The sequence below is a fragment of the Rhodococcus qingshengii JCM 15477 genome (assembly GCF_023221595.1).
In the GTDB taxonomy this organism is placed as follows: domain Bacteria; phylum Actinomycetota; class Actinomycetes; order Mycobacteriales; family Mycobacteriaceae; genus Rhodococcus_F; species Rhodococcus_F qingshengii.
In genome coordinates this window covers 468,416-493,807 of sequence record NZ_CP096563.1, presented here as the reverse complement: position 1 = coordinate 493,807, position 25,392 = coordinate 468,416, and the positions used below count along the sequence as shown (strand labels likewise).

The 25,392-nt window shown below is 63.1% G+C and carries 22 protein-coding genes; 9 read left to right on the top strand and 13 right to left on the bottom strand.

Going from position 1 to position 25,392, the window contains the following annotated elements; translation table 11 throughout:
• The first annotated feature begins 29 nt into the window (after window positions 1-29).
• Window positions 30-1,334: an HNH endonuclease signature motif containing protein gene (locus M0639_RS02245; protein WP_064073529.1), complete on the top strand. Its 1,305-nt coding sequence runs from the start codon at window positions 30-32 to the stop codon at window positions 1,332-1,334.
• An 88-nt stretch (window positions 1,335-1,422) separates the two neighbouring features.
• Here M0639_RS02245 and M0639_RS02240 read toward each other — a convergent pair whose 3' ends face one another.
• Together M0639_RS02240 and M0639_RS02235 are read right to left on the bottom strand one after the other, a co-directional pair.
• Window positions 1,423-2,355: an oxygenase MpaB family protein gene (locus M0639_RS02240; protein ID WP_081557256.1), complete on the bottom strand. Its 933-nt coding sequence runs from the start codon at window positions 2,353-2,355 to the stop codon at window positions 1,423-1,425.
• 1 nt (window position 2,356) lies between these two features.
• A complete protein-coding gene (locus M0639_RS02235; RefSeq protein ID WP_064073530.1) occupies window positions 2,357-4,138 on the bottom strand; it encodes an acyl-CoA dehydrogenase family protein in 1,782 nt (593 codons plus the stop codon).
• Window positions 4,139-4,287: 149 nt separating this feature from the next.
• On the opposite strand from M0639_RS02235, the gene M0639_RS02230 reads away from it, so the two are divergent.
• Together M0639_RS02230 and M0639_RS02225 are read left to right on the top strand one after the other, a co-directional pair.
• Window positions 4,288-4,938 (top strand): TetR/AcrR family transcriptional regulator, encoded by a 651-nt coding sequence (locus M0639_RS02230; RefSeq protein ID WP_007731498.1) that lies wholly within the window; start codon window positions 4,288-4,290, stop codon window positions 4,936-4,938.
• Between the two features lie 43 nt (window positions 4,939-4,981).
• On the top strand, window positions 4,982-5,323 hold the full coding sequence (locus tag M0639_RS02225; protein ID WP_054800956.1) for an Imm51 family immunity protein: 342 nt from the start codon (window positions 4,982-4,984) through the stop codon (window positions 5,321-5,323).
• A gap of 62 nt (window positions 5,324-5,385) precedes the next feature.
• Here the strand turns inward: M0639_RS02225 and M0639_RS02220 are convergent, their stop codons facing one another.
• From M0639_RS02220 to M0639_RS02205, 4 genes are read right to left on the bottom strand one after another with little or no spacing between them, the layout of a single operon-like run.
• Window positions 5,386-6,420, bottom strand: a complete 1,035-nt coding sequence (locus tag M0639_RS02220) for an aspartate-semialdehyde dehydrogenase (protein ID WP_042447794.1) — start codon at window positions 6,418-6,420, stop codon at window positions 5,386-5,388.
• A gap of 6 nt (window positions 6,421-6,426) precedes the next feature.
• Window positions 6,427-7,692 carry an aspartate kinase gene (locus tag M0639_RS02215; RefSeq protein ID WP_003943494.1) on the bottom strand — a complete coding sequence of 422 codons (1,266 nt, stop codon included), beginning with the start codon at window positions 7,690-7,692 and terminating at the stop codon, window positions 6,427-6,429.
• 49 nt (window positions 7,693-7,741) lie between these two features.
• Entirely contained in the window at window positions 7,742-8,695 is a 954-nt protein-coding gene (locus M0639_RS02210; RefSeq protein ID WP_007731502.1) for a hypothetical protein, read from the bottom strand.
• Window positions 8,695-9,060, bottom strand: coding sequence for a DUF8021 domain-containing protein (locus tag M0639_RS02205; RefSeq protein WP_042922809.1), 366 nt, complete (start codon window positions 9,058-9,060; stop codon window positions 8,695-8,697). The genes M0639_RS02210 and M0639_RS02205 overlap by 1 nt, the downstream gene beginning before the upstream one ends.
• 270 nt (window positions 9,061-9,330) lie before the next feature.
• Between M0639_RS02205 and leuA the strand changes: the two genes are divergently transcribed.
• Together leuA and M0639_RS02195 are read left to right on the top strand one after the other, a co-directional pair.
• Window positions 9,331-11,139 carry a 2-isopropylmalate synthase gene (gene leuA, locus M0639_RS02200; RefSeq protein WP_003943488.1) on the top strand — a complete coding sequence of 603 codons (1,809 nt, stop codon included), beginning with the start codon at window positions 9,331-9,333 and terminating at the stop codon, window positions 11,137-11,139.
• A gap of 240 nt (window positions 11,140-11,379) precedes the next feature.
• Window positions 11,380-11,757, top strand: a complete 378-nt coding sequence (locus M0639_RS02195; RefSeq protein ID WP_003943489.1) for a PLDc N-terminal domain-containing protein — start codon at window positions 11,380-11,382, stop codon at window positions 11,755-11,757.
• A 162-nt stretch (window positions 11,758-11,919) separates the two neighbouring features.
• On the opposite strand, the gene M0639_RS02190 is transcribed toward M0639_RS02195, so the two are convergent.
• Complete coding sequence (locus M0639_RS02190; RefSeq protein WP_003943476.1) at window positions 11,920-12,813, bottom strand: LysR family transcriptional regulator; 894 nt, start codon at window positions 12,811-12,813, stop codon at window positions 11,920-11,922.
• An 89-nt stretch (window positions 12,814-12,902) separates the two neighbouring features.
• On the opposite strand from M0639_RS02190, the gene M0639_RS02185 reads away from it, so the two are divergent.
• The 4 genes from M0639_RS02185 to M0639_RS02170 are packed head-to-tail and all read left to right on the top strand — an operon-like array spanning window position 12,903 to window position 17,586.
• Window positions 12,903-13,844: an EamA family transporter gene (locus M0639_RS02185; protein ID WP_050656967.1), complete on the top strand. Its 942-nt coding sequence runs from the start codon at window positions 12,903-12,905 to the stop codon at window positions 13,842-13,844.
• Window positions 13,845-13,869: 25 nt separating this feature from the next.
• A complete protein-coding gene (locus tag M0639_RS02180) occupies window positions 13,870-15,123 on the top strand; it encodes a Mur ligase family protein (RefSeq protein ID WP_064073531.1) in 1,254 nt (417 codons plus the stop codon).
• Window positions 15,116-15,829 (top strand): type 1 glutamine amidotransferase, encoded by a 714-nt coding sequence (locus tag M0639_RS02175; protein ID WP_007731510.1) that lies wholly within the window; start codon window positions 15,116-15,118, stop codon window positions 15,827-15,829. Before M0639_RS02180 ends, M0639_RS02175 begins: the two co-directional genes overlap by 8 nt.
• A 59-nt stretch (window positions 15,830-15,888) precedes the next feature.
• On the top strand, window positions 15,889-17,586 hold the full coding sequence (locus tag M0639_RS02170; protein WP_064233716.1) for a vWA domain-containing protein: 1,698 nt from the start codon (window positions 15,889-15,891) through the stop codon (window positions 17,584-17,586).
• Window positions 17,587-17,590: 4 nt separating this feature from the next.
• Here the strand turns inward: M0639_RS02170 and M0639_RS02165 are convergent, their stop codons facing one another.
• The 6 genes from M0639_RS02165 to M0639_RS02140 form a co-directional block, all read right to left on the bottom strand.
• On the bottom strand, window positions 17,591-18,754 hold the full coding sequence (locus M0639_RS02165; RefSeq protein WP_047271595.1) for a low temperature requirement protein A: 1,164 nt from the start codon (window positions 18,752-18,754) through the stop codon (window positions 17,591-17,593).
• A 66-nt stretch (window positions 18,755-18,820) separates the two neighbouring features.
• Window positions 18,821-19,948 carry an acyl-CoA dehydrogenase family protein gene (locus M0639_RS02160; RefSeq protein ID WP_058227094.1) on the bottom strand — a complete coding sequence of 376 codons (1,128 nt, stop codon included), beginning with the start codon at window positions 19,946-19,948 and terminating at the stop codon, window positions 18,821-18,823.
• 1 nt (window position 19,949) lies between these two features.
• Window positions 19,950-21,155: an acyl-CoA dehydrogenase family protein gene (locus M0639_RS02155; RefSeq protein WP_064073533.1), complete on the bottom strand. Its 1,206-nt coding sequence runs from the start codon at window positions 21,153-21,155 to the stop codon at window positions 19,950-19,952.
• A gap of 17 nt (window positions 21,156-21,172) precedes the next feature.
• Entirely contained in the window at window positions 21,173-23,383 is a 2,211-nt protein-coding gene (locus tag M0639_RS02150; RefSeq protein ID WP_064073534.1) for an acyl-CoA dehydrogenase family protein, read from the bottom strand.
• Between the two features lie 27 nt (window positions 23,384-23,410).
• Window positions 23,411-24,541 (bottom strand): steroid 3-ketoacyl-CoA thiolase, encoded by a 1,131-nt coding sequence (locus M0639_RS02145; protein WP_007731522.1) that lies wholly within the window; start codon window positions 24,539-24,541, stop codon window positions 23,411-23,413.
• Window positions 24,538-25,392 (bottom strand): SDR family NAD(P)-dependent oxidoreductase, encoded by an 855-nt coding sequence (locus M0639_RS02140; RefSeq protein WP_064073535.1) that lies wholly within the window; start codon window positions 25,390-25,392, stop codon window positions 24,538-24,540. Before M0639_RS02140 ends, M0639_RS02145 begins: the two co-directional genes overlap by 4 nt.

Genomic DNA, 25,392 nt, shown 5'->3' with positions numbered 1-25,392 from the left:
ATGATTTGGGGAGGGGATCGGGGGGTTCAATGAGTGTTTGTCTGTCGGAAGTGGTGTCGGGTTCTGCGGTGGGGTTACGCGGACGCCTGTGGCAGTTGACTGCTGCCGAGTTGCGCGCTGCTGCTGTCGAGGCGAGTGCGGAGATTCTGCGCCTGGAAGCCGTTCGTGTGGCGGTGGTCGACGAACTCTCGTTGCGCCCGGATGATCAGGTGATTGCCAGCCGCGGTGTGGGGTCCTGGTTGGCGGCCAACACGATGTTGCAGGTTCGGGACGGGAAGAAGATCGCCGCCCTGGGTGCGGCTTTGCGGCCGTTTCCGGCGGTGGGAGCTCGGTTCGATTGCGGGGATTGCTCGTTCGAGCATGCCGTGTTGATCGTGGCGTTCTGCGAGTCGCCACCTAAAGGCATGCCGGAGGAGGCGCTACCGAAGTGCATCGATTTGTTGTTGGCTGCCGCGTCGGGGGTGGAGGCGACAACGACGAAGGTGCGGAACGTGATCGCGACCTTGGAGCGAATCTTCGAATCCGATGAAATTCCACCCGCCGAAGACGTCGACCGGAACGAGCTCCGCATCGCCTCGACGCTCAATGGTCGCGTGGTGGTGCGTGGGGATTTCGACGCCCTCACGGGCGAAATGCTGCTCTCGGCCCTGTCGAACCTGACGATGCCCACCCCGGCGCCGGATGGAACGCCCGATGCCCGGTCGGCGGCGAAACGGACTGCCGACGGGTTCACCGAACTGATCCGCCGCTATCTCGACTGCGCCAAAACAGGCACAGACGGTGGTCAACGCCCGCACGTGAACGTGCACATCAATGCCCATGATCTCGCTGAGCATCGAGACTGCGCCGCCACACCCTCCACTGCTGATGGTGAAGAGTCTCTGTCGGATCTTGATGTCGGGCACATGCCCTGGCTCGGGCCACTCTCGGTGTCGCAGACCAGGCTTCTCGGGTGTGATTGTTTCCTGTCGACCGTTCTGCTCGACGATCACGGCGCGCCCTTGGATGCGCAACCAGGGAAGAGGTTGGTCACCGCCGAACAACGCGTCGCCCTCATCGCCCGAGACAAAGGCTGCGCCTTCCCGGGCTGCACGTGCGTGCCCGCCTGGACGGATGCGCACCATATCCGGCACTGGGCAAACGGTGGCCCGACGGTGATGAACAACCTGGTCCTGCTGTGCCGTTCACATCACCGGCTGATGCACCGCAAATCCGGGTTCGTCGGGAAATGGGAAATCCGAATAGGAGTCGACAACAAACCCTGGTTCATCCCGCCGCCCTCGATCGACCCCGGGCAGCAACCGCGCCCAGCGAACACCACATTCAAAACCTGAGAACGAACCTCAGGCACAACAGAACACGGCCGAGCACCGCATCGAAGGGATCCCCCCGATGCGGTGCCAACAGGCCGTGGCGAACCCGTCAGACGGCCTGCGCAACCTTGGCGGCTCGCGGGAATCGCTCCCGAATCTCCGCTGGCGTGACAACTCTCGGGTCCAGGGGTTGCTCGTCACGCAGGTGGCGCTCCAACACCTTGCCCGTCATCGGCGCAATGACTTTCAGAGCAGTGGTCATGTTCTTCGGTGAACTACCCAACCGGACTGCCGTTCGCACCGCGGGCGCAATTGCTCTGTCCAACAACGCTGGCTGATCGAACCCACCCATCGTTCGCATCCAGCCGGGCAAAGTCGCGATAGTGGCCGGCGCGACCAATCGGCTGAATGTCGCGAACTTCGTCTTCCCCTGCGCTCTCGGTGTTCTCAACAAGTAGTGCATCGCCCGGTTGGCACGCTCGGAGGTACACAATCTGGGCCTGACTTCAGCGAAGTACTCACGTACCTCGTCTCGGGAGCGTGGAACGTCGGAGGTCTTGCATGTCTGTAGTTCGGCAGCGATCACGCATTCTTCCCAGTACCGCTGCTCTTCGACAGCTGAAAGCGGGCCCGGCCCATACATCTCGTAGCACTTGAGCACCGAATGCCAACCCGTCACGTGGATCCAGAGTTGTGACGCCGGATTGTTTGCGCTGTAACGAGTTCCGGTGATCGGTTCAACGCCCGTAGCCTGAGCATGAACTGTCATGAGGTGGTCGGACAGCGCCAGTGCTGTCCGCCCGTCGGCAGTGGCGACGGTCAGGAAGTACGCCAAGGTTCGGTCGAGTCGCCCGGCCGGATCGCTGTAAATCCCGCTCATGTCTGCCACTGCGGCAGCCAAGAAGGGGTCGAAGTGCTCGAGCACCACCGACCGCTGGAACCCGATCAGCGCTGTCGGCGCGGCCCAGATCTTCCAACTGGGTGATCCTGGGCCGAAGAAGCCGTAATCCTCACGCGGTCGATTCATCGTCAGTTCAGACATTTCATTCCTCCCCGTTCGTTGAGCCGGCACCGTTCATTTCGTAGGCACCAGACAAGGCGACTACTTGCTGCCAGACGTACTCGAATCGCTCCGCCACGAACGTGGGGCGCCGGATAGATGCCAGTGCCAACCGTTGCTGATCTTCACTGGCGCTGGGTTTTCCGTACAACTCCACCGCTGCAGCACTGAAGTCGCGGACCAGGACATCGAAGATCTGATCCAGCACCCCACCGTTCCGCTGCCCCTCGTCCAATCCCAAGATCTCGGCTTGTTCGAGGATCAACTGGCCGTAGACGACGAGGGTGAAGAGTTCGGTGATCGCCAGGCCGAAGTCCAAGTCGACCTGCTGCGCCGCATCCGGTGCAGCTTCGGCCAAAAGGGTCACGAGCGCTTCTGCCTGCTCCATGAACAGTGCAACGTTGGGAACATCCGCGAACTTCGCGTACACCGCTCGCCAGTCGTCGAATCGAACCTTCGACAACCCCCGTGCCGGGCCCTGACGGAACAGGAACTCGTCGTCGGCTGCATCGTTGCGCGTCGGAATCGCCGGAAATGACTCGGGGGCAAAGAGGTACGCCGGCATGAACTTGGCGATCAGGGCGAGATTGACGGCGACGGTCCCCTCGAGCTTGGGCAGCCCGTCGACATCCATCTTGGCCACCGCGAGGTAGCTGTCCTTCTCGAAGCCCTTTGCCGCAGCGATGTCGGAGAGCAGTCCGATCACCTTCTGTGCCTCGGTTGTCACCTTCATCTTGGTGACGGGATTGAACAAGAGGTAGCGGCGGTCCTCGGGCGATGCGGTGCGGAAGTAGTCCACCGCACGATCCGAGAAGAGCCTCATCGCCAGCAGGCGCGCGTACGCGTCGACGAATTCACGTCGTACGTGTGGGAACGCCGTGACGGGATTGCCGAACAGGATTCGATTGTGCGCGTGGGTAATCGTCTCGTACAAGGTATGAGTCGACATACCGATTCCGCCGAAGCACAGGTTGAACTTTCCGATGTTCACGGTGTTGAGTGCGGCACTGAATGCTGCCTCGCCGGTATGCAGGATATCCTCTGCCGCAACGGGATAGTCGACGAGTGAGAACTCCGCTACGTGCATCTGGGCCGGAACGATGTTCTTCACCACGGTGAATGCCGGATGGTCCGAGTCGGCGTAAAAGAAGACGTACTGATCAGTGCCCTCCACTCCGTCGACACGGCCGAAGACAGAGACCGTGTTGGCGCAGTTGCCATTTCCGATGTAGTACTTCGAACCGCTGGCCAGGTACCCGCCGCTGCCGTTGGGCGTCAAGACCATGTCCGTGGAGTAGACGTCCGCGCCATGCTCTTTCTCGGACAGTCCGAATGCCGCAACGCCTCCGGAAGCCAAAGCGGAAGCTGCTCGCGCCCTTGCCGTCTCGTTGTCGCTCTGCCACACCGGCCCGAGACCGAGGATGGTCACCTGCCACGGGTACCAGTAGTTGAGTCCGTAGAAGCCGAGGATCTCGGACAGCGCGGCGATACGACTGGTATCCCAGCGCTTGTCAGAGTCGCCACCACTGTCGCGGGCGGGCGTCAGAAATGTGGCGAACAGACCTTCCTTCGCCGCGAAATCGAGGAAATCGGAGTAGAAGATCTTGTCGTGATAGTCGGCCAGGAGTCGGTTCTTTCCACGCGCCTCGAACCAGTCGACGGTCGCGCCCAGCAGTCTCCGCGTGGTCGCGTCGAACTCCGGCCGATCGTACGTGGAGGGATGGAGCAGCAGATCATTCGGCACTAAAGAGGTCGACGCTGTCATAGCGGTTGTTCTCCTCGAGATCTCGGCAGAGGCGCCTCACTGAGCACCATTCGAATACAACGCCACCGTAACAATTGCAGACGATGAATACAACGGTTGCGTATTATTCACGAAGAAGTGGCAGGCAGATTAGGGTGAGAGCGGAGGTGATGCACACGATGACCAGGTCACAAGCTGACGCAACGGATACACCGCGGCGCAAGTACGCCCCTCGCATGGCGCCGGAGCAACGTCGCGAGCAGCTCCTCGACGCAGCATTCGAGGTCACCGGCCGCGTTGGCCTGCACAACCTCAGCATGGAATCCGTCGCTGCCGAAGCCGGTGTCGGCAAGCCCGTCCTCTACACGATTTTCGATACCAGGACCGATCTCGTCGCTGCACTGCTGCGCCGCGAGCACGAGCGAGCCATCGCTCAGGTGCTCGAAACCATGCCGACAGATCTGAGCGAACTCGGCCCAGCGGCGTCGTACACCGGGACCGTCGGCGCCTTCGTCGACGCCGTACTGGAGAACCCGACGCGCTGGCGCCTGATTCTGACGTCTGTCGAGAACGCCCCCAGCGAGTATCACGGCTTGTTGAAGCTCTCTCGCGGAGCTGTCTTCGCCCGCGCCGAAGAACTGGCCCGCGCCGGGATTGCCCTCGAGTCGAAGCTCGAAGGCCTTGATCCGGTTCTCCTCGCACACACCATGATGTCGTTCGCCGAAATGCTCGGACGACTGGCCGTCAGTGATCCCGAAACCTATACCCGAGAACGACTTTCCAGTTTTGCCGTGGCTCTCGCACAATCGGTCGGGCGTTAGCGGCCGACTGAAACCTGTCGGTCGGATCTGCTTCAATACACGCATGACATCACCATCGATCGAACCGCTACAGCTTTTCGAAACGTCTCCGGGCAACTGGTCACTGATGCTCACCGACCAGCATTTCGGCAAGGTGGCATCGATATTCGAGCAGGTAGAGGGTTTCGAAGGCTCCGGTTACGACTGGGCGTCGGTCGCCTACGCAGTGGTAGGCCGCGATGCACCGCATCTGGAGGGCCGCTTCGGCACCGATCCCGAAGCGGGCATGTTTGTTGCGTACGGCAGCGACAACGGAGCTCTCGGTGAGCTCGGAGCGCTACTCGCCAAAGCGTATTCGGATGCCGAGTACCTCGGTGGCCTGGTCGCCATTTCCGAACTCGACTAGAGCGCCTGTCGAAACGACACCGGCCCCACACCTAGGTGCGGGGCCGGTACCGAACGAAAGATCTAGCCGACCAACAGCTCGGCAATCTGAATCGTGTTGAGCGCGGCACCCTTACGCAGGTTGTCGCCCGAAACGAAGAGCGCGAGTCCGCGTCCCTCCGGGACACCCGGATCCTGACGGATACGACCGACCAGCGACGCGTTGCCACCGGCAGCGGCCAGCGGCGTCGGAACCTCGACCAGCTCGACGCCCGGAGCGTCGGCGAGGATCTCCTTGGCGCGAGCAACCGAGAGCGGGTTGGCGAACTCTGCGTTGATCGCGAGCGAGTGCCCGGTCACGACGGGAACGCGCACGCACGTACCCGAAACCAACAGATCGGGAAGTCCGAGGATCTTGCGGCTCTCGTTGCGGAGCTTCTGATCCTCGTCGGTCTCGCCGCTTCCGTCGTCGACCAGCGAACCTGCGAGAGGCAGGACGTTGAACGCGATGGGGGCGACGTAGTTGTTCGGGGCCGGGAAGTCGACGGCACTGCCGTCGTGAACCAGCTTCTCCGCGTCTCCGACTACGGCGCGCACCTGGCCGAGGAGTTCCTCGACGCCGGCGATGCCGCTACCGGACACGGCCTGGTAGCTGGAGACGATCAGACGCTGCAGACCGGCTTCGTCGTGCAGAACCTTCAGCACCGGCATCGCTGCCATGGTGGTGCAGTTGGGGTTCGCGATAATGCCCTTGACCAGGTTCTTCGTGTCCTGCGGGTTGACCTCGCTGACCACGAGGGGAACCTCGGGATCCTTGCGCCATGCCGAAGAGTTGTCGACAACGGTCGCGCCGGCAGCAGCGAAGCGAGGAGCCTGGGCGCGCGAGAGCGTCGCACCGGCTGAGAACAGGGCGATGTCGATGCCCTTCAGGTCCTCATCCGATGTGGCGGCCGCATCCTCGACGATGATCTCTTCGCCGCGGAAGGGCAGCTTCTTACCGGCGGAGCGTGCAGATGCGAAGAACCGCACCTTGTCCGCGGGGAAGTTCCGCTCTTCGAGCAAAGTGCGCATGACGATGCCGACCTGACCGGTCGCACCGACAACAGCGATAGTCGTCATGAGAAATTACCGTCCCGTTCCAGCGTGTACTACTGCTTCTTCTTCGCCACCGAGCCCGAAAGCGTCGTGGATGACACGTACAGCGTCGTCCAATTCGGTGTCCTTGACCAGCACTGAGATGCGGATCTCAGAGGTCGAGATGAGGTCGATGTTGATGTCTGCCTTGGCCAGCGCCTCGCAGAACGTGGCGGTGACGCCCGGGTGGCTCCGCATTCCGGCGCCGACCAGGGAAACCTTGCCGATGTGGTCGTCGAACAAGATCTGCGTGAAGCCGATGTCTTCCTGACGCTTGGTCAGGATCTCGACGGCGCGGGGGCCGTCGGCCGTCGGAAGCGTGAAGGTGATGTCCGTCTTGTTTGTCTCCACCTTGGAGATGTTCTGCAGCACCATGTCGATGTTGATCTCGGCATCGGAGACTGCGCGGAACACCTTGGCAGCGTGTCCCGGTGTGTCCGGCAATCCGACAACGGTGATCTTGGCTTCGCCGCGATCGTGCGCGACTCCGGTGATCAGGGCCTCTTCCACAGGAATGTCCTCCATCGATCCGGACACGATTGTTCCGGGCTTGGTGGTGTATGACGAACGGACGTGCACAGGCACGTTGTAACGACGGGCGTACTCGACGCACCGGAGCATGAGCACCTTGGCACCACACGCTGCGAGTTCGAGCATTTCCTCGAAGGAAACCGTCTCGAGGCGGTGAGCGTCGGGGACGATGCGCGGATCGGCGGAGAAAACGCCGTCGACGTCGGTGTAGATCTCGCAGACGTCGGCGTTGAGTGCAGCTGCCAACGCCACGGCAGTGGTGTCCGAGCCACCGCGTCCGAGCGTCGTGATGTCCTTGCTGTCCTGGCTGACGCCTTGGAATCCGGCGACCAGAACGATCGAGCCTTCGTCCAGCGCAGTGCGAACACGGCCCGGCGTGACGTCGATGATCTTGGCGTTTCCGTGGCTGCCGGTCGTGATGACTCCGGCTTGTGAGCCCGAGAACGAACGAGCTTCGGCGCCGAGGGAGTGAATTGCCATCGCTACCAAGGAGTTGGAGATGCGCTCACCCGAGGTCAGCAGCATGTCCATTTCACGGGCCGGCGGGGAAGGGCACACCTGCTGAGCCAGATCGAGCAGCTCATCGGTGGTATCGCCCATCGCTGACACCACGACGACGACATCATTGCCGGCCTTCTTGGTCTCGACGATCCGTTCAGCGACTCGTCGGATGCGCTCGGCGGTTGCCACCGAGGATCCGCCGTACTTCTGGACGACGAGAGCCACGCGTTTCTACCTCCAGGTCGAAATTGTTTACAGATACCAGAGGTCGAGCTTACCGAGGTGGTCCTGGGACTTCCCGATGCGTACTGCTGTTCGCCTCAGATCCGCGCGGGATCAGTTGCGAGATCCGCGATCGCATCAACGTCGCAGAACGCGAGCCACCGGCAACGTAACCGACCACCGTGACGGCAACTCCGCAGGCGAGAAGCACGCGGATACTGCTGACCAGCGAAACTGCCAGCGCGTCGTACACCGCGACTGCCGCCTCAGATGACGGTATGTCTGAATTCTGTAAATAGACCCGCCGCACGACGGCCAGCGCCACCAACAGGGCGATCATCGCCACCGCCGTCGCCAGCCCGACCAGGGACAGTGCGCGCATTCTCCTCGGCGCAACTGCGACGGCCGCGATCGCACAGGCCAGCGACACCCACGGCAGCCAGGCCGCTGCCCGGTCGAGAGTGTTCGAGAGGTCCTGGGCCCGCACCAGCTCGTCGGATTGCAGGATCTCGAACTGCGGATCGAACGTCGGAAGACGATCGACGACGGTGAATCCGCGATCGCGGAGGTTCGTCCGCAGTTCTGTCATGATCGGCTCGAGGGACAAGGTGACTGTTCCGCTGTCGTCGGACCGAACGATGCCGTCGGTGGCTCTGCCGGTCACCATCGCAGCAAGTTGCGCGTGCGCCTGACGGTTGGCCGCGGTCCAGAGCGTCGCGAACTGGTCGCTGGAGACCAACGACTGAGCCGCCTCCCGAACAAGTTTCTCGGCTTGTCTCGTCACCACCTGCGGAAACCGGTCCAACCGCTGCGTCAGTTCCTCGGTCAGCCGATCAACGACAGCCGCTTGGACAGCAGGTTCGGAAGCCAACGGGGCAACCGTCTCGACGTAACTGTCGGTGTCGTTCACCTGGGTGTGGACGAACAGCGCGAGCACCGAGCCGGCAGCACCGAGACCAGCGAGAACGATCAGCAGTGAACAGACGATCCAGCGGATCGAGCGCATCACGTGTGCTTGGCGCGCGCCGGTCGAATCTTCGCGGTGATGTGGTGAATGCGGTGATCGTCAGCGGGTATCCGGAAGGTCTCGGTAACCCGAACGGTCATCAGGTTCCGCCCGAACAACCCGGCGTCGAGGAGGTAGTCAGCCGTCAGGTCGTCCCCGTCGACCGTCCACTCCACCTCACGAATGTCGCGGATCACGCGATACTGAGGACCTCCGGAAAGGCTGCGCCGCAAATGATTCCCCGAAAATCCGGTCTTGAGCCCGACCTCGTGGCGTACCGCGTCCGGAGCCAGCGGTACGGAACTGCCATCGTGACTGCGGAGCGCGTCGAGGTACGTCCTCGCCACGGCGATTCGGGGATCCATGGACGACAGTCCACCATTTTCGGGGCCGAAACGGCAGCACAATTCGGCGACAAATTGGACATGAGGGCGAACCCCACCGATTTCTCGCGAAATCCAGGAGTAGAGTGCTGTGCATGCAGCGCGCACTCCTTCTTGGTTGCCGCGACGGGGTCTGATCCAGACTGGCCTCCCGCCGCGGGGTTTTTGTGCGCCGGTCGACCAAGCCTTCCGGACTCATGGTCTTGACCAACAGGTCAACAGGCCGGGTCCACAATCCTGGAGATCACACCCATGTCCCCCGCTGACGCATTCACCACCGGCACTCGCACCATCACCCCGCCCACGAAGCCGGCACCGTCCGACCAGCCTGCGTGGAACACGCAGAAGAACTCGTCGATGCCGACGTTCCGCTACCGCCCGTTCGCCGAAGAGGTCGAGACGGTCACGCTGCCCGACCGCACCTGGCCGGACAAGATCATCGACCGAGCACCCCAGTGGTGTGCCGTTGACCTGCGCGACGGCAACCAGGCGCTGATCGATCCGATGAGCCCGGCGCGCAAGCGTCGTATGTTCGATCTCCTGGTTCGTATGGGCTACAAGGAGATCGAGGTCGGCTTCCCGTCCGCGAGCCAGACGGACTTCGATTTCGTTCGCGAGATCATCGAGGACGGCGCCATCCCGTCCGACGTCACCATCCAGGTGCTGACGCAGTCGCGTCCCGAGCTGATCAAGCGCACGTTCGAGGCCTGTGAAGGTGCCGAGAACGCGATCGTGCACTTCTACAACTCCACCTCGATTCTGCAGCGCCGCGTCGTGTTCCGCGCCGACAAGGACACGATCAAGAAGATCGCCACCGACGCCGCCGAACTGGTCCTCGCCGAGTCGAAGAAGTACCCGGACACGAACTGGCGCTGGGAATACTCGCCCGAGTCCTACACCGGCACCGAGCTCGAGTACGCCAAGGAAGTATGTGACGCCGTCACCGAAACCCTGGGTGCGACGCCGGCCAACCCGGTCATCCTGAACCTGCCCGCCACCGTCGAGATGGCTACACCCAACGTGTATGCCGACTCCATCGAGTGGATGCACCGCAACCTGGCCCGCCGCGATTCGGTCATCCTGTCGCTGCACCCCCACAACGACCGCGGCACGGGTGTCGCTGCAGCCGAGCTGGGCTACCAGGCCGGCGCGGACCGCATCGAAGGCTGCCTGTTCGGCAACGGTGAGCGCACCGGCAACGTCTGCCTGGTCACTCTCGCTCTGAACATGTTCACGCGCGGCGTCGACCCGCAGATCGATTTCTCGAACATCGACGAGATCCGTCGCACGGTCGAGTACTGCAACCAGCTACCCGTCCACGAGCGTCATCCGTACGGCGGCGACCTGGTCTACACCGCGTTCTCCGGCAGCCACCAGGACGCGATCAACAAGGGCCTCGACGCCATGAAGGTCGACGCCGACAGCCAGAACTCCGACGTCGACGACATTCTCTGGCAGGTCCCCTACCTGCCGATCGACCCGAAGGACGTCGGCCGCAGCTACGAGGCCGTCATCCGTGTGAACTCGCAGTCCGGCAAGGGCGGCGTCGCATACATCATGAAGGCCGATCACGGTCTGGTGCTGCCGCGTCGTCTGCAGGTCGAGTTCTCGCAGTCGGTCCAGAAGATCACCGACGGCGAGGGCGGCGAGGTCTCGCCGAAGGAAATGTGGGATGTCTTCCACGAGGAGTACCTCGCTCCCATCACCCCGCTCGAGCGCATGAAGCAGAAGGTCACCGCGTCCGAGGAGGACGGCGGCACCGATGCGATCACCGCGATCGTCAAGGTGAACGGCAAGGAGCAGGAGATCTCGGGTACCGGCAACGGCCCACTCGCTGCCTTCGTCGACGCGCTGGGAAGCATCAACTTCGACGTTCGTGTCCTCGACTACTCCGAGCACGCGATGTCCGCCGGTGACGACGCCCAGGCCGCGGCCTACGTCGAGTGCGCCGTGACGGGCCCGGAGGGTCAGAGCACCGTCGTCTGGGGTGTGGGTATCGCCACGTCGATCACGACGGCCTCGCTGCGCGCTGTGGTCTCGGCAGTGAACCGCGCCAGCTGACACTCAGCTCCCGACTCGTGAACAATCCCTGGTCTCACCCGATTTTCGGGTGGGGCCAGGGTCGTTTTCAGAGCACTGAAGATTTTCGGTCGATGTTTTCGATTCGGCATGACATTGGTCCCGAAAGAGTCGGTTAGCGAAGTTAACAAAAAGAATTCACCCATCGAGGATGATGCAGACGCCACGTGCGCGTGAGATAGTCAGCTCAGACAAATCCGACTTGTGAAATGGAGCTCGACAATGGATTCCTTTTGGGACTTCCTCTGGCTGATCATCATCAGCTTCGCGTTCATCGCGTACTTGATCCTGCTCTTCTCGATCATCACCGACCTGTTCCGCGATCACAAGACCTCCGGCTGGGTGAAGGCAATCTGGATCGTCTTCCTGTTCTTCATTCCGCTGCTCACCTCGCTCGTCTACCTGATCGTTCGCAGTGACGGAATGGCACAGCGGTCCCTCGAGGCTGCGCAGCAGGTCAAGAACGCACAGGACAGCTACATCCGTGAGGTTGCCGGAAAGTCCCCGGCCGAATCCATCGCAGATGCAAAGGCACTTCTCGACGCCGGCACCATCAGTGAAGAAGAATTCGCAGCACTGAAGGCCAAGGCTCTCGCCTGATACCGGCCCTCACTAAGCGACCCTCACTAAACCGTGAGGATTGCACTACCGAAACGGGAGCGACACTAATCGTGTCGCTCCCGTTTTGTGTTCATTCACCAACAGCTGCTCATTCACCGACAGCCGTTCATTCACCAACGGCCCTTCATTCACCGACAGCCTTCATTCACCGACAGCACGCGCGACGTCACGAAAGGCGTCGAGCACGACTCCGATAGCCGGACTGCGGTTGGCGTGTAAACGAGTTGCCAATTCATAAACTCGTGCAGCGCGCACTCCCGCCACCGGTTTCCTCGAAACTCCGGGATGCGTGATCGCGTATCGCGGCATCAAAGCCACGCCGTGGCCCGCCGCCACCAGCTCTTCGATGACGCGGAAATCGTTTATCCGATGAGCGACGCGAGGCTGGACGCCGGTTACCGACGCAACCGACAGCAGAACGTCGTCGACCGGAAACCCGCCGCGCACGCTTATCCAGTTCTCGTCGGCCAATTGTTCCAGCCGGACCGAATCCTGCTCGGCGAGTGGATGATCAGGCCGCAGCACCAGATCGATCGGTTCACGCATCAGCGGTTGCACGCTGACCCGGGGAAACGACGTCTCGGCTCCGCGTTCGTCACGGTGGGTGAGGATCACATCGTGATCGGCCAACAGCCCAGGGACGGCGGACGCCGGTTTGTCGACGTCGTAGGCGTCGATGTCCACGTCCGAGTTCTTCAGCGCCGTCAGGACACCGGGCAGCAGGAGCGCCGCGCCGGAGGGAAAGAACGCGACTCGCACCTTTCCCCGCGGCGAGCCTCGGTACGACGCCATCTCGTCCGCCGCCCTGTCTAGCGCCGCCACCACGTCGTCGGCGCGAAGCACCAGCGCTCGACCCGCGTCGGTGAGGCGCAGCGTGCGCCCGTCCGGTTCGAGGAGCGAGACCCCCGCTTCTCGTCCGAGGATCTTGAGTTGTTGCGAGACGGCGGACGGCGTCATCGAGAGGGCGAGAGCAGTAGCGCCGACGGTTCCTCGGTCGGCGAGCTCGCGGAGGATTCGCAAGCGCGTGGCATCCATACGGTGACGAATATCCATGTAGCAAAACTACATGGATAGTGCATCTATATTCGCTTGTTCTGATGCTTCGTAAGGCTCACGATTAACGCATGACTCCCCGCGACCGTCTCCTCGGCCTGACCGTGATCGTCTTGTGGGGTCTGAACTTCCTGGCCATTCGCGTCGGCCTGGATCATTTCCCGCCGTTCTTCTTCGCAGCGCTGCGGTTTCTGATCATCGCGATTCCGGTGGTCATCTTCGTGCCGCGTCCACAGGTGCCGCTCCGCTGGCTGCTGCTCTACGGATTCGGTTTCGGATTCGGCCAGTTCGTCTTCCTCTTCTGGGCGATGCATTCGGGGATGCCGACGGGCCTTGCATCACTTGTCCTGCAGTCGTCAGCACCGTTCACCGTCCTACTCGGCGCTTTCCTGCTCCGCGAGAAGCTCAGCGTCTGGCAAGTCTCCGGTATCGCCGTCGCCGTTGGCGGGATGTCCTTGATCGGCTGGGACCGCTCGCACCACGCGGCACTGTTGCCCGTCATCCTCACGCTCCTCGGCGGCCTGTCCTGGGCGTTCGGCAATCTCGGCAGCCGCTTGGCCGCGGCGAACACCGTCGGCGAGCCTGCACCGATGCGCTTGATGTTGTGGATGTGTGTCATCCCGCCGTTGCCGATGCTCGCACTGTCAGCCGTGGTCGAGGGCCCCACAGTCGGCTGGCACGCACTCGGCACCGCATTCAGCGCCGACGCCTGGCCGTCGCTGGTCGGGCTGGCCTACATCATTCTGCTCGGCACCATCGCCGGATCCGGGCTCTGGACGATGCTCATGGGCCGCTATCCCGCCGGCATGGTGGCGCCGCTCTCCTTGCTGGTGCCAGTCGTGGGAATCGGCGCGTCCTGGCTGTTCCTGCACGAGGATCCGAGCCCGTTGTCACTGGTCGGGGCGGTCATCGTGATCGCCGGAGCGAGCGCCGCACAGATGAGACGTAAGCCCGCGAACACTGTTTTCTCGGACACACCTGCAGCCTCACCACCGGCGCGACTCGGCGTCTGACGACGCCCTGTGCCAAACTCGGGCCGTGGGAACTGGACTATCGATCACAGCGCGCGGAAAGCTCGCCATGCGAGCTGCCGCAGCAGCATCTTGGGCATCGCAGAAGGCCGGTCGCGGCAAGGGTTCGATGATCGGCGGGCTGATCGCCCTCAAGATCGACCCGACGCTCATGACTCAGCTCGGACGCGGCAAGCGCACCGTCGTGGTCACCGGCACCAACGGCAAGTCGACGACCACGCGTATGACCGCCGCAGCGCTCGCGACACTCGGTAACGTCGCCACGCAGGCCGACGGCGCCAACATGGATGCCGGGATCGTGGCCGCCCTGGCCGCGCGTACCGATGCGACGCTGGCGGCACTCGAGGTCGACGAACTGCACGTCCCCCACGTAGCCGACGCCGTGAACCCGGAAGTGATCGTGCTGCTGAATCTCAGCCGCGATCAGCTCGACCGGGTCGGCGAGATCAACATGATCGAACGGAAACTGCGCGCGTGCGTCAACGCGCATCCGAATGCGGTGATCGTCGCCAACTGCGACGACGTACTGGTCACCTCCGTGGCATACGACGCCACCAACGTCGTGTGGGTTGCTGCCGGCGGCGGTTGGGCCGGCGATTCCGTCAGCTGCCCGCGCACCGGCGAACCCATCGTGTGGGAGGGAAAGCACTGGCGCAGTACCGGTTCCGACTTCGCGCGGCCCGAGCCGACCTGGTGGCTCGACGACGACAATCTCTACGGCCCCGACGGCCTGAAGATTCCGATGACGTTGACCCTCCCCGGAAAAGCCAACCGCGGCAACGCAGCTCAGGCCGTAGCGGCTGCAGCGGCTTTGGGTGCAGATCCGGTCGGGGCAGTTGCCGCCGCATCGACGGTTCAAGAAGTCGCAGGTCGATACAGCACCGTCGAGGTCGGACCGCACTCCGTTCACATGCTGCTCGCGAAGAATCCCGCCGGCTGGCAGGAAGCGTTGTCGATGATCGATCCCACGGTGGACGGTCTGGTCATCGCGGTGAACGGTCAGGTGCCGGACGGCGAGGACCTCTCCTGGCTGTGGGACGTGAAGTTCGAGCACTTCGAAGGTGTCAAGGTAGTGGCCGCCGGTGAACGCGGAACAGATCTGGCAGTTCGCCTCACGTACGCGGGCGTCGAGCACACTCTCGACCCGGACCCGTTGCGCGCCATCGCTTCCTGCCCTCCCGGACGTGTGGAGGTACTGGCGAACTACACGGCCTTCCGTGACCTCAACACTGCCATCGCGAAGGAGTCTCGCAATGTCTGACTCGACAGTTCGCATCGGTCTGGTACTCCCCGACGTCATGGGCACCTACGGCGACGGCGGCAATGCCCTGATCCTGCGTCAGCGTCTGCGGATGCGCGGCTACGACGCCGAAATCGTGGACATCACCCTCAGCGATCCGGTCCCCGATTCGCTCGACGTGTACACGTTGGGTGGCGCCGAGGATTCCGCTCAGCGCCTCGCAACGCGTCACCTCGCGAAATACCCTGGTCTGCAACGCGCCGCCGAGCGTGGCGCACCGGTTCTGGCGATCTGCGCTGCCATTCAGGTGCTCGGCAACTGGTACGAAACCTCCAGCGGCGAACGCGTCGACGGTGTCTCGATGCTCGACGTCACGACCTCGCCGCAGGAGAAGCGTTCCATCGGCGAAGTCATCACGAAGCCGCTGATCGACGGACTCACCGCGCCCCTCTCGGGGTTCGAGAACCATCGCGGCGGAACAACTCTGGGTAGCTCAGCCTCTGGATTCGCACGTGTCACCCATGGTGTCGGAAACGGCGTCGGCGACGGATTCGAAGGCGTCGTGCAGGGTTCGGTGATCGGGACGTACATGCACGGACCCGCTTTGGCTCGCAACCCCGAACTCGCGGACCTCCTGCTCATGCGCGCCTTGGGTGTGAACGAGCTTGAACCCCTGCATCTGCCCGAGGTCGACAAGCTCCGCAAGGAGCGACTCGCGATTCGCTGAGCCAGTGTCGTCCGTTCGGACGACTGTTGGCCGGCCACGTCAGCTCGTAGCCTCGTTCCATGCGTCTTCGTGTGGCGATCTGTATTGCGGCGACTGCGATCATTGCCGTCGGGTGTTCGACGCAGGGCAGTGGCGGGCCCAAAGAAGCAGGCGGGACCCAGCAGGTAAGTGTCACTGCTGATCCAGCTTCAGAAGTGAGCGCAACGGCGCCTACCGTCATCGTGCTGGATGCCTCGGGGTCGATGAAGCAGGACGCTCCCGGTCCTCGAATCGATGCCGCCAAGAACGCGATTCACACTCTCGTCAGTGGCCTCCCAGACGATGCTGCGCTCGGTCTGATCGCGTACGGCACCGCCACGGGTAGCAGCGACGCCGAGAAGGTCGCGGGTTGCCGCGACATCAAGACCGTCGTGCCACTCGGACCACTCGATCGAAATGCATTCGCAGCGGGAATCGACGGGTTGTCCGCGTCGGGATACACGCCGATCCTGTCTGCACTTCAGCAAGCGGCCGCCGCACTCCCCGCCGATGGTGAGCGCACGATCATCCTCGTCTCCGACGGGGAGGACACCTGCTCGACCGAACCTCCGTGTGAGTCCACCGAAGCGATGCCCCACGATCCTGACCTGACCATCCACACCATCGGATTCAAGCTCGACGCCGCTGCGTCCGCCCAGCTGAAGTGCATCGCCGACGCAACCGGGGGCATGGCGATCGACGCTGCCAACGCGGCGCAACTCACCGCACGGCTGGCGGTTGCCTCGGATCCCGAATCCGCACGGGAGCGACTCTCCACCAGCGGCTTCCGCAACCTTCGGATCGGCATGACGGAGGAGGAAACGCGGAAAGCCGCCGGCGACCTTGCGCCGGTATCGAAGACCGGAACAGTGGTCGTCCAATGGCAGGACTGCGAATTGACCTTCACCGACGGCGTTCTCGTCGAAATCGCGCCCCGCACCGGCGCTGCCACACTGGACGGACTGACCGTCGGCCAGAAGATGCAGCGCGCCGCCGAACTTTACGGTCCCTTCACTGCCACAACCAATTCCGATGGGGAATCGGTCGCAGTCTTTCCGGCCGACACCGAAGCGGGAACCGGCTATCGAATCACCTTCACACCCGAAGGCAAGAAGGCGGATGAGGGAACGATCACCCGCATAGTCCTCTGCCGATGCTTGCCTGCGACTGCGGGATCATCGGCAGGCGGTACCCCGACCGAGATCGTGAATCTTGTTGCCGTCGACGGTTCCGGCAAACCCACATCCGGTTGGAGCGTCCAAACACCGGCCATGAAGATCAGCGAGTGCTACGCAGCATCACAGTCGGCTGTCACGCCGGGAGTCATCACCTGCGGAATCACCGCTGACGGCGCGGACGCGTGTTGGGTCGGCCCGGAGCCCGATTCGATTCTCTGCCTGCAATTTCCCTGGGGAACAGAACTGATCACCGCTCGAGGCGTGGACGGCGTCGAGGCCTATCCGCCGCCCGCCGACCCGACCCCCTTCGGGCTCGAACTCGAGAACGGCCTTCTCTGCCGCGTCCGGCACGGCGGTTCGTGGCCCTCTCCCGAATCGAACCCAAGCCTGGCGGGCGCCTACTCCTGCCGAGGGCAAGGGACGGATACCCCCATCGTGTGGTCCGAAAGCAGCTATCCGATAGATCGTTCCGAAGATCGGTGGACCGTGCTGGTCGGACCGTCGAAGGGACCACTGGAAACCGTCGCCGTCACCAAGGCGATATTCCTTGCCGCCGAATGAGCGCTCAGACGGTTTCGGATTTGCCCTCGGTCAGAATCAGTTCCACGGCCAACAGCGCGGCGCAGGCCAGTCCCGCGACCAGTTCGGGCACCGCGGTGTAGGTACCACCGAGCACGACGACTATCGCGACCGAGAACGGCACGAGGGTGCGTACCGAGGAGTCGTGTAGTCGAATGTGGATGAACCACAAGGCGGCAAGGATGACCGCGACCGGAACGGTGACGGCAGCACCCGTCACCAACGCGCTGCCGTCACCGTGATGAGTCCAGAAGTCGACGCGCGAGGCCAACCCCGCACCGATGGCGGCAGCGGCGGCGAAGATGAAGTAGTGACCGAACCCCCAGACGAAGGGTGAGACGTTGTCACCGCCGATCACTTCGCCTGCATTGCGTTGGAAGTACAACCACCACAGGCTGAAGACAATCAGAATGCCGCCGATCACGACGTAGGTGACCTGCGCTGCCGGATGCTCACCGTCCACGGCGTCCTGAATCGCGATGGTGGTCGAAAGGATCGTCTCGCCCAGAACGATGATGAAGAACAACGAGTACCGCTCCGCGATGTGATGCGGGTGCCACGGCGTCATGCCCGGCTTCTCCGACCAGATCGGTACCGCGAATTCGCACAGAACCAACACCAGGAACGTCGGGACGTAAACGGCGGACGGCACGAAGTAGAAACCGATCCAACCGATCTGGACCAACACGATTCCGAGAGCGTATCGACGCGCCGTGAGCGCATGTTCGGGGTCGTTCCGCGAGACCCTGAGCCATTGGATGACCAGGGCTATTCGCATGATGACGTAGCCGACGATGATCAGCAGGGCGTCGTCGTTGAAGAAGCGGACGATGCCGGCTGCAAGGACCAGCGATCCGAGGATCTGGAAGATGGTCAGCAGCCGGGCGATTCCGTCGTCGTTGTCGTACGCCGAGGTGAACCACGTGAAATTCAGCCACGTCCACCAGATCGCGAAGAAAGCCATCGCGAAGTGCCCGACGCCCGAAGCCGCATGCCCTTCGCTGATCGCGTGGTGCAGACCGGTGGCCGCTTGAGCGACCGCCACGACGAAGCAGAGATCGGTGAGCAGTTCGAGCGGCGTCGCCACCCGGTGCGGCTCGTGCGGGTCCCGCGGAACCAACGGCCTGATGAACGAACTAGTGCGATTCACGAAGGGCAGAGTAGCGCGATGATTGCCGACGCGCTGCCCGTGACTGGAACCTGTCGTCTCAGATATTCACGCCGACGCCCCGATCTGGGCTCGGATCTCCAACTGATCGGCGAGTTCGGCGCCTATCGCCCCCGCGCTCCCCAAAGTGAAGGCGATCTGCCGTCCCCACAGGAAATAGCGGTGAATCGGATAGTCGACATCCGCGCCGATTCCGCCGTGCATGTGCTGGGTCGCGTGCACCACGCGCAAACCGCCGCGCGACGCCCACCATTTGGCGACCAGCGCAGCCGCTTCCGCTTCACTCTCGACTCCGCTGTCCATCAGCCAGGCAGCGCGGTGGGTGGTCAATCTTGTGCTCTCGGTGTCGAGGTACGCGTCGGCGGCCCGGACGGCAACTGCCTGGTTGGTCGAGAGTGGACGTCCGAATTGCACTCGCTCGGAGGTGTATTTCGCCGTCATCGCCAGCGCTTCCTCGCAGACGCCGGTAGCCAGGGCCGCCAGAGCGACCCGCGCACGTCGTAACGTCCAGTCTCGAACCACCGCGCCGTCCGCGGGAAGTGCGTCAGCTGCAGTAACCGCAACCCCGTCGAACTGCACAGCGCTGTTGCTCTCGCGGTTCGTCACCGCAAGCGGTGTACGCACCAGCGCGTCCCGGTCCGTCGGCACGATCATCACGGTGACACTGCCGTCCGGCATCGTCACCGGAACCACCAGTGCGGCAGCGAACTCGGCGGCCGGTACGGAGTCGACGTGGCCCGACAGAACCCAGCCGTCAGGAGCCGGCTCGGCGCGAACTGCCGTCTCGGCGTTGTAACCGGTGTCGAAGGCGCCGGTGACGATCACCGAGCCGTCGAGCAGTCCCGGAAGCCACGACGCTTTCTGCTCCGTACTGCCGAACTCGGCAATCGGCAGCGCTGCCGTCGAAATCACCGACCAGAGCGGCACCTGGGCGACCCGGCGGCCTTGTTGTTCGAGCACCGCTGCCAGGCCTAGCATTCCGAGTCCCGCTCCCCCGACTTCCTCTGGCAGAGGAATTCCCAGAACGTCGGAGTCGGCGAGGAGCTTCCACAGTTCGGCGTCGAAACCGCCGGCGCCCTCCACTTCCCGCAGGCGGTCCACTCCGGACTTCGCCGAGAAGATCGATTCACTCAGATCCCGCACCGCGGACAAGTTGTCGTCGAATTCGAATTCCATGTCAGCTCTTTTCGTTCTGTGCAGCGGGTCGGCGACGCGCAGCAAGCGCCATGCCCAGACATTTTGCGGCGACGATTTCACGCATCACTTCGTTGGTACCACCGCCGAAGGTGTTGTTCTGGGCGCGTCGACCCAGGTTCTCGACCCGCCCTTCCAGTACCGCTCCGGGTGTGCCGGGGCGCAGTAAGCCCTTGGCGCCCAGCACTTCCTGCAGCATGCCGTACGCACTGACGACGGCTTCGGTACCGAAGATCTTGGCCGCGGCCGAATCCCCGCCGCCCAAGGTGTTGGCGGCGACGTCCGCCACCAGTCGCAGGTTCATCAGGTCGGCAGCACTGAGCAGCGCGTAGACTTCCGCCAATTTCTCACGTACCCAGTCGATGTCGTAGACGTGGCCGTCACCGGCGGGTTCGGTCTTTGCCCATTCGACCACCTCGGCAAAGAGCTCGTTGGCTATACCACCGCGTGCCGCCAGGGCAACACGTTCGTGGTTGAGCTGGTTGGTGATGAGCTTCCACCCTTGATTGAGCTCACCGACGACATTGGTGATCGGCACCCGAACATCTTCGTAATAGGTTGCCGAAGTGCTGATTCCGCCCACGGTGTGAATTTCGGTGACCGAGAACCCCGGCGAGCTGGTCGGTACCAGGACCACGGAAATGCCCTGATGCGTCGGCGCGTCGGGATCGGTGCGAACGGCAAGCCAGACCCAGTCGGCAAACACACCGGCGCTGGTGAAGATCTTGTTGCCGTTGATGACAAGCTCGTCACCCTCGATGCGGGCGCGTGTTTCGAGTGCCGCGAGGTCGGTGCCCGCATTGGGTTCGGTGTAGCCGATGGCAAAGATCAACTCGCCCGCCAGGATCGGACGCAGGAAGAAGTCCTTCTGAGCTTGCGTCCCGTGCTTGATCAGAGCGGGTCCGACGGTGTTCAGCGTGACCAGCGACAGCGGCGCATTGGCGCGAATCACCTCGTCGTAGAACACGTACAGAGCTTCGGGGTTCTCGCCCCGACCGCCGAATTCCTCCGGCCACCCCAAGCCCAGCCAACCGTCTTTACCCATTCGGCGCAGAATGCGATCGAAGACGGGGCCGCCTTCGGTCTGATCCACGAGAGCACGGCGGTCTTCGTCGTTGATGATCTCCGCGAAGTACGCCCGCAATTCCTTGCGCAGAGTCTTCGACTCCTCCGACAAATCCAAGTACATGGTGAAACTCCTAAGATCTACGAACGCGGCAGGCCGAGTACGCGCTGCGCGATGACGTTGAGTTGAATTTCGACGGTTCCGCCGCCGAACAGAATCGAGGGAAGTCCGATGTGGTCTATCGCGTAATTCGCCGACGGGTCGACAACGGCGGCACGAGGTCCGAGCAGTCGCAACAGATCCCGCGAGCCCTCACGCTGCGCCAGGGCGTTGTACACCTTCGACACGCTGATCTCGGAGCCCGGTTCCTGACCCGCCAGTCGCGCCGACACCCCGCGTAGATTCATCGCGGACAGTGCCAACTCACGAGAGATACTGCGGCCGAGGCCCTCCACTGCGTCTTCGCGAGGGCAGTCGTGGCTCGCGTCGGCGATAACCTGACGGAACAGCCGACTCGAACCGTGGTGCAGCGTGCTGCCCATACTCAGGCGTTCGTTGGACAGCGTTGTCGCAGCAAGCTTCCACCCTTGCCCCGGCTCCGCCACCAGGCAGTCGTCCGGGACGAAGACGTCGTCGAGGAATACCTCGTTGAACTCCGACTTACCGGTGGCTTGTTTCAGCGGACGTACGTCGATACCTTTCGAGGTCATGTCGACCAGGAAGTACGACAGCCCACGATGTTTCGGAGCGTCGGCGTCGGAACGCGCCAGGCATACTCCCCAATCGGCCTCGTGCGCGCCCGAGTTCCACACTTTCTGACCCGACAGGACCCAGCCACCGTCGACCTTGCGCGCTTTCGTGCTCAGACCGGCCAGGTCTGATCCCGCGCCCGGCTCACTGAACAGCTGGCACCAGATGATGTCGGCGCGCAGCGAAGGCTCGACGAACCTGTCCTGCTGCTCGGCGTTGCCGTGTTCGAGAATCGTGGGCAGCACCCATTCCCCGATCACCGTGGACGGTTGAGCCCAACCTCGCATCGCGAATTCGTGTGCGATGACGGCCTGTTCTCTCGGTCCTGCTCCCAGCCCGTACGGCGCCCGATAGTGCGGGGCTACCAGTTTGGCGTCGGCAAATCGGGCGCGTCGAGCGCTCCCCTTGGCCGGCGCCCAACTGGCGCTGGTGGTTCCGTCGTCGGGCAGCAGCGCAACCTCGTCCAGAACCCTGCGAACCTGCTCTCGTAGTTCAGGCAGCATGTCCGGGTCTACAAAGGAGAAATCCCGTTCCGAATCGGCAGACCGGTCTCCCAACGTGTGTGCCCACTTCACCTCGGAACCCGCCACCGCAGCGATACTGATTGCCCGGCGCCAGTACAGATGCGCGTCATGCTCCCAAGTGAATCCGATTCCGCCGAGCAACGTGACACATTCGAGGGCGTTCTCGATGCCGACGGGCAAAGCGGCCAACGCAGCTTGAGCCGAGACAAGTCTCTGCTGATCCTCGCCGTGCTCTTCGGACCGAGCTGCGTCCCACGCTGCGGCACAGGCAATCTCGGAGCGGACCAGCATCATGGCCGCCTTGTGCTGAACTGCCTGGAAGCTTCCGACCGGACGGCCGAACTGCTGCCGGGACTTCACGTAGTCGACCGCGGTGCGTAGCGCCCACCCGGCGATACCGCTCGCCTCCGCAGCCAACACCGTGTTGACGATCAGTTCGACTCGGTGCGCCTGGAGACCCTCGACGATCAGCCCAGCGTCGACCTTGTGATCGGTCAACGTCAGCGTCCCGATCGAGCGTGTCAGATCCACTCCGTCTTCGACCTCCACCGCAGCGGAAGACGACTGCTCGAGCCGGAACCACAACTCGCCGTCTTCGCTGTTCGCTTGCACGAGAACGACATCGGCTCCGGGTAGACCTAGAGCCGGGTCGGCAGAACCGCTCACGGTCCACCCTGCATCGCTGCGAGCCGCGCGCAATCCCACGCCGGTGCAGACTGCTCCGGTTGCGCCGGTGGCCAATTCGATCAGCATTGATTCCGCAGCCGGGCCGGCAGCTTTCGCGAGGATCCCACTGGCGATGACCGTCGGAACGTACGGCCCCGGGTAAAGCGCATCACCCAATTGCTCGACTACCACCGCCAGTTCGGCAAGCCCTGCCCCGTCACCGCCGTACTGCTCCGGCAGGTGCACTGCGTGCAGTCCCTGACGGACCAATCCATCCCACGAGTCCGGCCGATCACCGGCGGCGTACCGCTTGACGTTGCTCCGCGTATCGGCGATTCCACCGAAGCGGTTCGCGAATGCGGCTACCGCTTCCGCCAGGTCACGGTGATCTTCGAGCAGGGGCAGTGCCATGGCAGGTTCCTCAATCTTCGGTTCTTGTCAGATGCGTTCGAGAATCAGGCAGGTTGTTGCGGCGGACGCGCAGATCGCGATCAGTGCGATGGACTTGTCCCGACGCTCCAGTTCGTCGATGACATTGGCCAACAGTCTGATTCCGGTTGCACCGGCCGGGTGGCCCAGCGCGATTGCACCACCGTTGACGTTCAGCAATTCGGGATCGACGCCGTGAACCTGCGCGAACGACATCGGTACCGAAGCAAATGCCTCGTTGACCTCGAACAGGTCGATGTCGTCGATCGTCAGACCGGTGCGGCCGAGCACGATGTTTGCCGCGTCCACGGGACCGTCGAGCATGAACTCGATGTCTCCGCCAATGACGCACTGCGCCAATATCTTTGCCCGCGGCCGCACCCCGAGCATCCTGGCTCGATCCTCGGACATCAGCAGAGCGGCACTCGCACCGTCCGAGACCTGCGAAGACGTTCCAGCGGTGTGCAATCCGCCCTCTTGAACGGTCCGCAGTTTCGCGAGTCCTTCGAGACTCGATTCGCGCAGACCCTGATCCCGATGAACCGGAGCGTCAGAGCCCGGAGCGACCACATCGATGATGTGCGAGTCGAAGCGTCCTGCCTCCCATGCTGCTGCGGCTCGCTGCTGCGAGCGCAGCCCGAAGGAGTCGAGATCCTCGCGGCTGAAACCGCGCTTGACAGCAATCCGATCCGCTGCGGTGTACTGGTCGACGGTATCGAGTGACCACGACTCCGGACGTGGTGTTCCGAGGCCGGTACCCACCTTGTAGGTGAGTGGTGCCCGCGACATCAGTTCCACACCGCACGCCACACCCACGTCGACTGCACCGATGGCAATCTGCCCGGCAATCAACTGCACCGATTGCTGCGCGGTTCCGCACTGCGCGTCGATCGTGGTGCAGCCCGCTTCCAACGGAAGGCCCGCATGCATCCAGGACGTACGCACGATGTTTCCGAACTGCTCACCGAGAGGCGTCACACAGCCGCCGATGACCTGGTCGACCGCGCCAGGATCCACGCCCACCCGATCCAGCACGCCTTTCTGCGCATAACCCAACAGTTCCGCCGCGTGGACTCCGGACAGCCAACCCTCACGCTTGCCGAACGGCGTTCGTGCTGCGTCAACGATGACGGGCTTCATGCCAACTCCTCGGTTCGTAATGCTGGGTTCTCCGGTAATGCTGCGCCGTCCAGACCACGCACGGTCAGGGACCACTCGTCGATCAGGTCCAAGCTGACGCTCGAGCGCGCGGTGAACTCGGTGTCGCAATCACACAGCGCTGTGACCGCTTCCACCATTTCTTCCATAGATTCGACCTGATCCGGCCGGATAGTCTCACCGACCAGGACTCTGGCGCCCTCACTGAGCACCGCTGCCCGCGGTTGAACCGTGTTGACGCGAACCCCCTGGCCGTAGAGTTCCACGCCCATGCCGTTGCTCATCCTGTTGAGCGCTGCTTTGGACGCGCCGTACACGGTCATGGCAGTTCCCGGTTCGACCCACGTGAACGGCGGGCCATGCCACGGCTTGACGGTGCCACTGGACACGTTCACGATCCAGCCGTATCCGTTTGCCACCATCCCCGGCACCACGGCTTGCATCAGATCGAGCGGTGCATGGACATTTGCCTCGAACATCAACCGTCGCCGCCGCAGTGGGTAATCCGAGAGCGGCTGATAGATCGCCGCTGCCGCGTTGTTCACCCGGATGTCGATCGTCCCGCCAAGCTTCTCGATCGCCAGCGGCACAACGGTGTCGCGCTGCTGCTCGTCCGTCAGATCTGCGACAACTATCTCGACTTTGTTTCCGTACTTGGCAATTCGAGCCGCAGTCTCTTCGAGACTGCCCGGCAGGGTTGCGTGTGCACCGAGCGTCCGGGCCACGAGAGCGACGTCAGCGCCTTCCGCTGCCAGCCTCTCTGCGACGCCTGCACCGATTCCGCGGCTGGAACCGGTGACAAGCGCTCGGCGTCCTTCGAAGCGATCGGTCAT

What these genes read in the sequence shown, in the direction of transcription:
- M0639_RS02185 (WP_050656967.1), top strand. Translation starts at nt 12,903, where the DNA reads ATGACTCCCCGCGACCGTCTCCTCGGCCTGACCGTGATCGTCTTGTGG.
- M0639_RS02140 (WP_064073535.1), bottom strand. Translation starts at nt 25,392, where the DNA reads ATGACCGATCGCTTCGAAGGACGCCGAGCGCTTGTCACCGGTTCCAGC.
- M0639_RS02205 (WP_042922809.1), bottom strand. Translation starts at nt 9,060, where the DNA reads ATGGATCCCCGAATCGCCGTGGCGAGGACGTACCTCGACGCGCTCCGC.
- M0639_RS02175 (WP_007731510.1), top strand. Translation starts at nt 15,116, where the DNA reads ATGTCTGACTCGACAGTTCGCATCGGTCTGGTACTCCCCGACGTCATG.
- M0639_RS02170 (WP_064233716.1), top strand. Translation starts at nt 15,889, where the DNA reads ATGCGTCTTCGTGTGGCGATCTGTATTGCGGCGACTGCGATCATTGCC.
- M0639_RS02240 (WP_081557256.1), bottom strand. Translation starts at nt 2,355, where the DNA reads ATGTCTGAACTGACGATGAATCGACCGCGTGAGGATTACGGCTTCTTC.
- M0639_RS02150 (WP_064073534.1), bottom strand. Translation starts at nt 23,383, where the DNA reads ATGGCACTGCCCCTGCTCGAAGATCACCGTGACCTGGCGGAAGCGGTA.
- M0639_RS02190 (WP_003943476.1), bottom strand. Translation starts at nt 12,813, where the DNA reads ATGGATGCCACGCGCTTGCGAATCCTCCGCGAGCTCGCCGACCGAGGA.
- M0639_RS02220 (WP_042447794.1), bottom strand. Translation starts at nt 6,420, where the DNA reads ATGACGACTATCGCTGTTGTCGGTGCGACCGGTCAGGTCGGCATCGTC.
- M0639_RS02230 (WP_007731498.1), top strand. Translation starts at nt 4,288, where the DNA reads ATGCACACGATGACCAGGTCACAAGCTGACGCAACGGATACACCGCGG.
- M0639_RS02145 (WP_007731522.1), bottom strand. Translation starts at nt 24,541, where the DNA reads ATGAAGCCCGTCATCGTTGACGCAGCACGAACGCCGTTCGGCAAGCGT.
- M0639_RS02210 (WP_007731502.1), bottom strand. Translation starts at nt 8,695, where the DNA reads ATGCGCTCGATCCGCTGGATCGTCTGTTCACTGCTGATCGTTCTCGCT.
- M0639_RS02235 (WP_064073530.1), bottom strand. Translation starts at nt 4,138, where the DNA reads ATGACAGCGTCGACCTCTTTAGTGCCGAATGATCTGCTGCTCCATCCC.
- M0639_RS02225 (WP_054800956.1), top strand. Translation starts at nt 4,982, where the DNA reads ATGACATCACCATCGATCGAACCGCTACAGCTTTTCGAAACGTCTCCG.
- M0639_RS02160 (WP_058227094.1), bottom strand. Translation starts at nt 19,948, where the DNA reads ATGGAATTCGAATTCGACGACAACTTGTCCGCGGTGCGGGATCTGAGT.
- M0639_RS02155 (WP_064073533.1), bottom strand. Translation starts at nt 21,155, where the DNA reads ATGTACTTGGATTTGTCGGAGGAGTCGAAGACTCTGCGCAAGGAATTG.
- M0639_RS02245 (WP_064073529.1), top strand. Translation starts at nt 30, where the DNA reads ATGAGTGTTTGTCTGTCGGAAGTGGTGTCGGGTTCTGCGGTGGGGTTA.
- M0639_RS02195 (WP_003943489.1), top strand. Translation starts at nt 11,380, where the DNA reads ATGGATTCCTTTTGGGACTTCCTCTGGCTGATCATCATCAGCTTCGCG.
- leuA (WP_003943488.1), top strand. Translation starts at nt 9,331, where the DNA reads ATGTCCCCCGCTGACGCATTCACCACCGGCACTCGCACCATCACCCCG.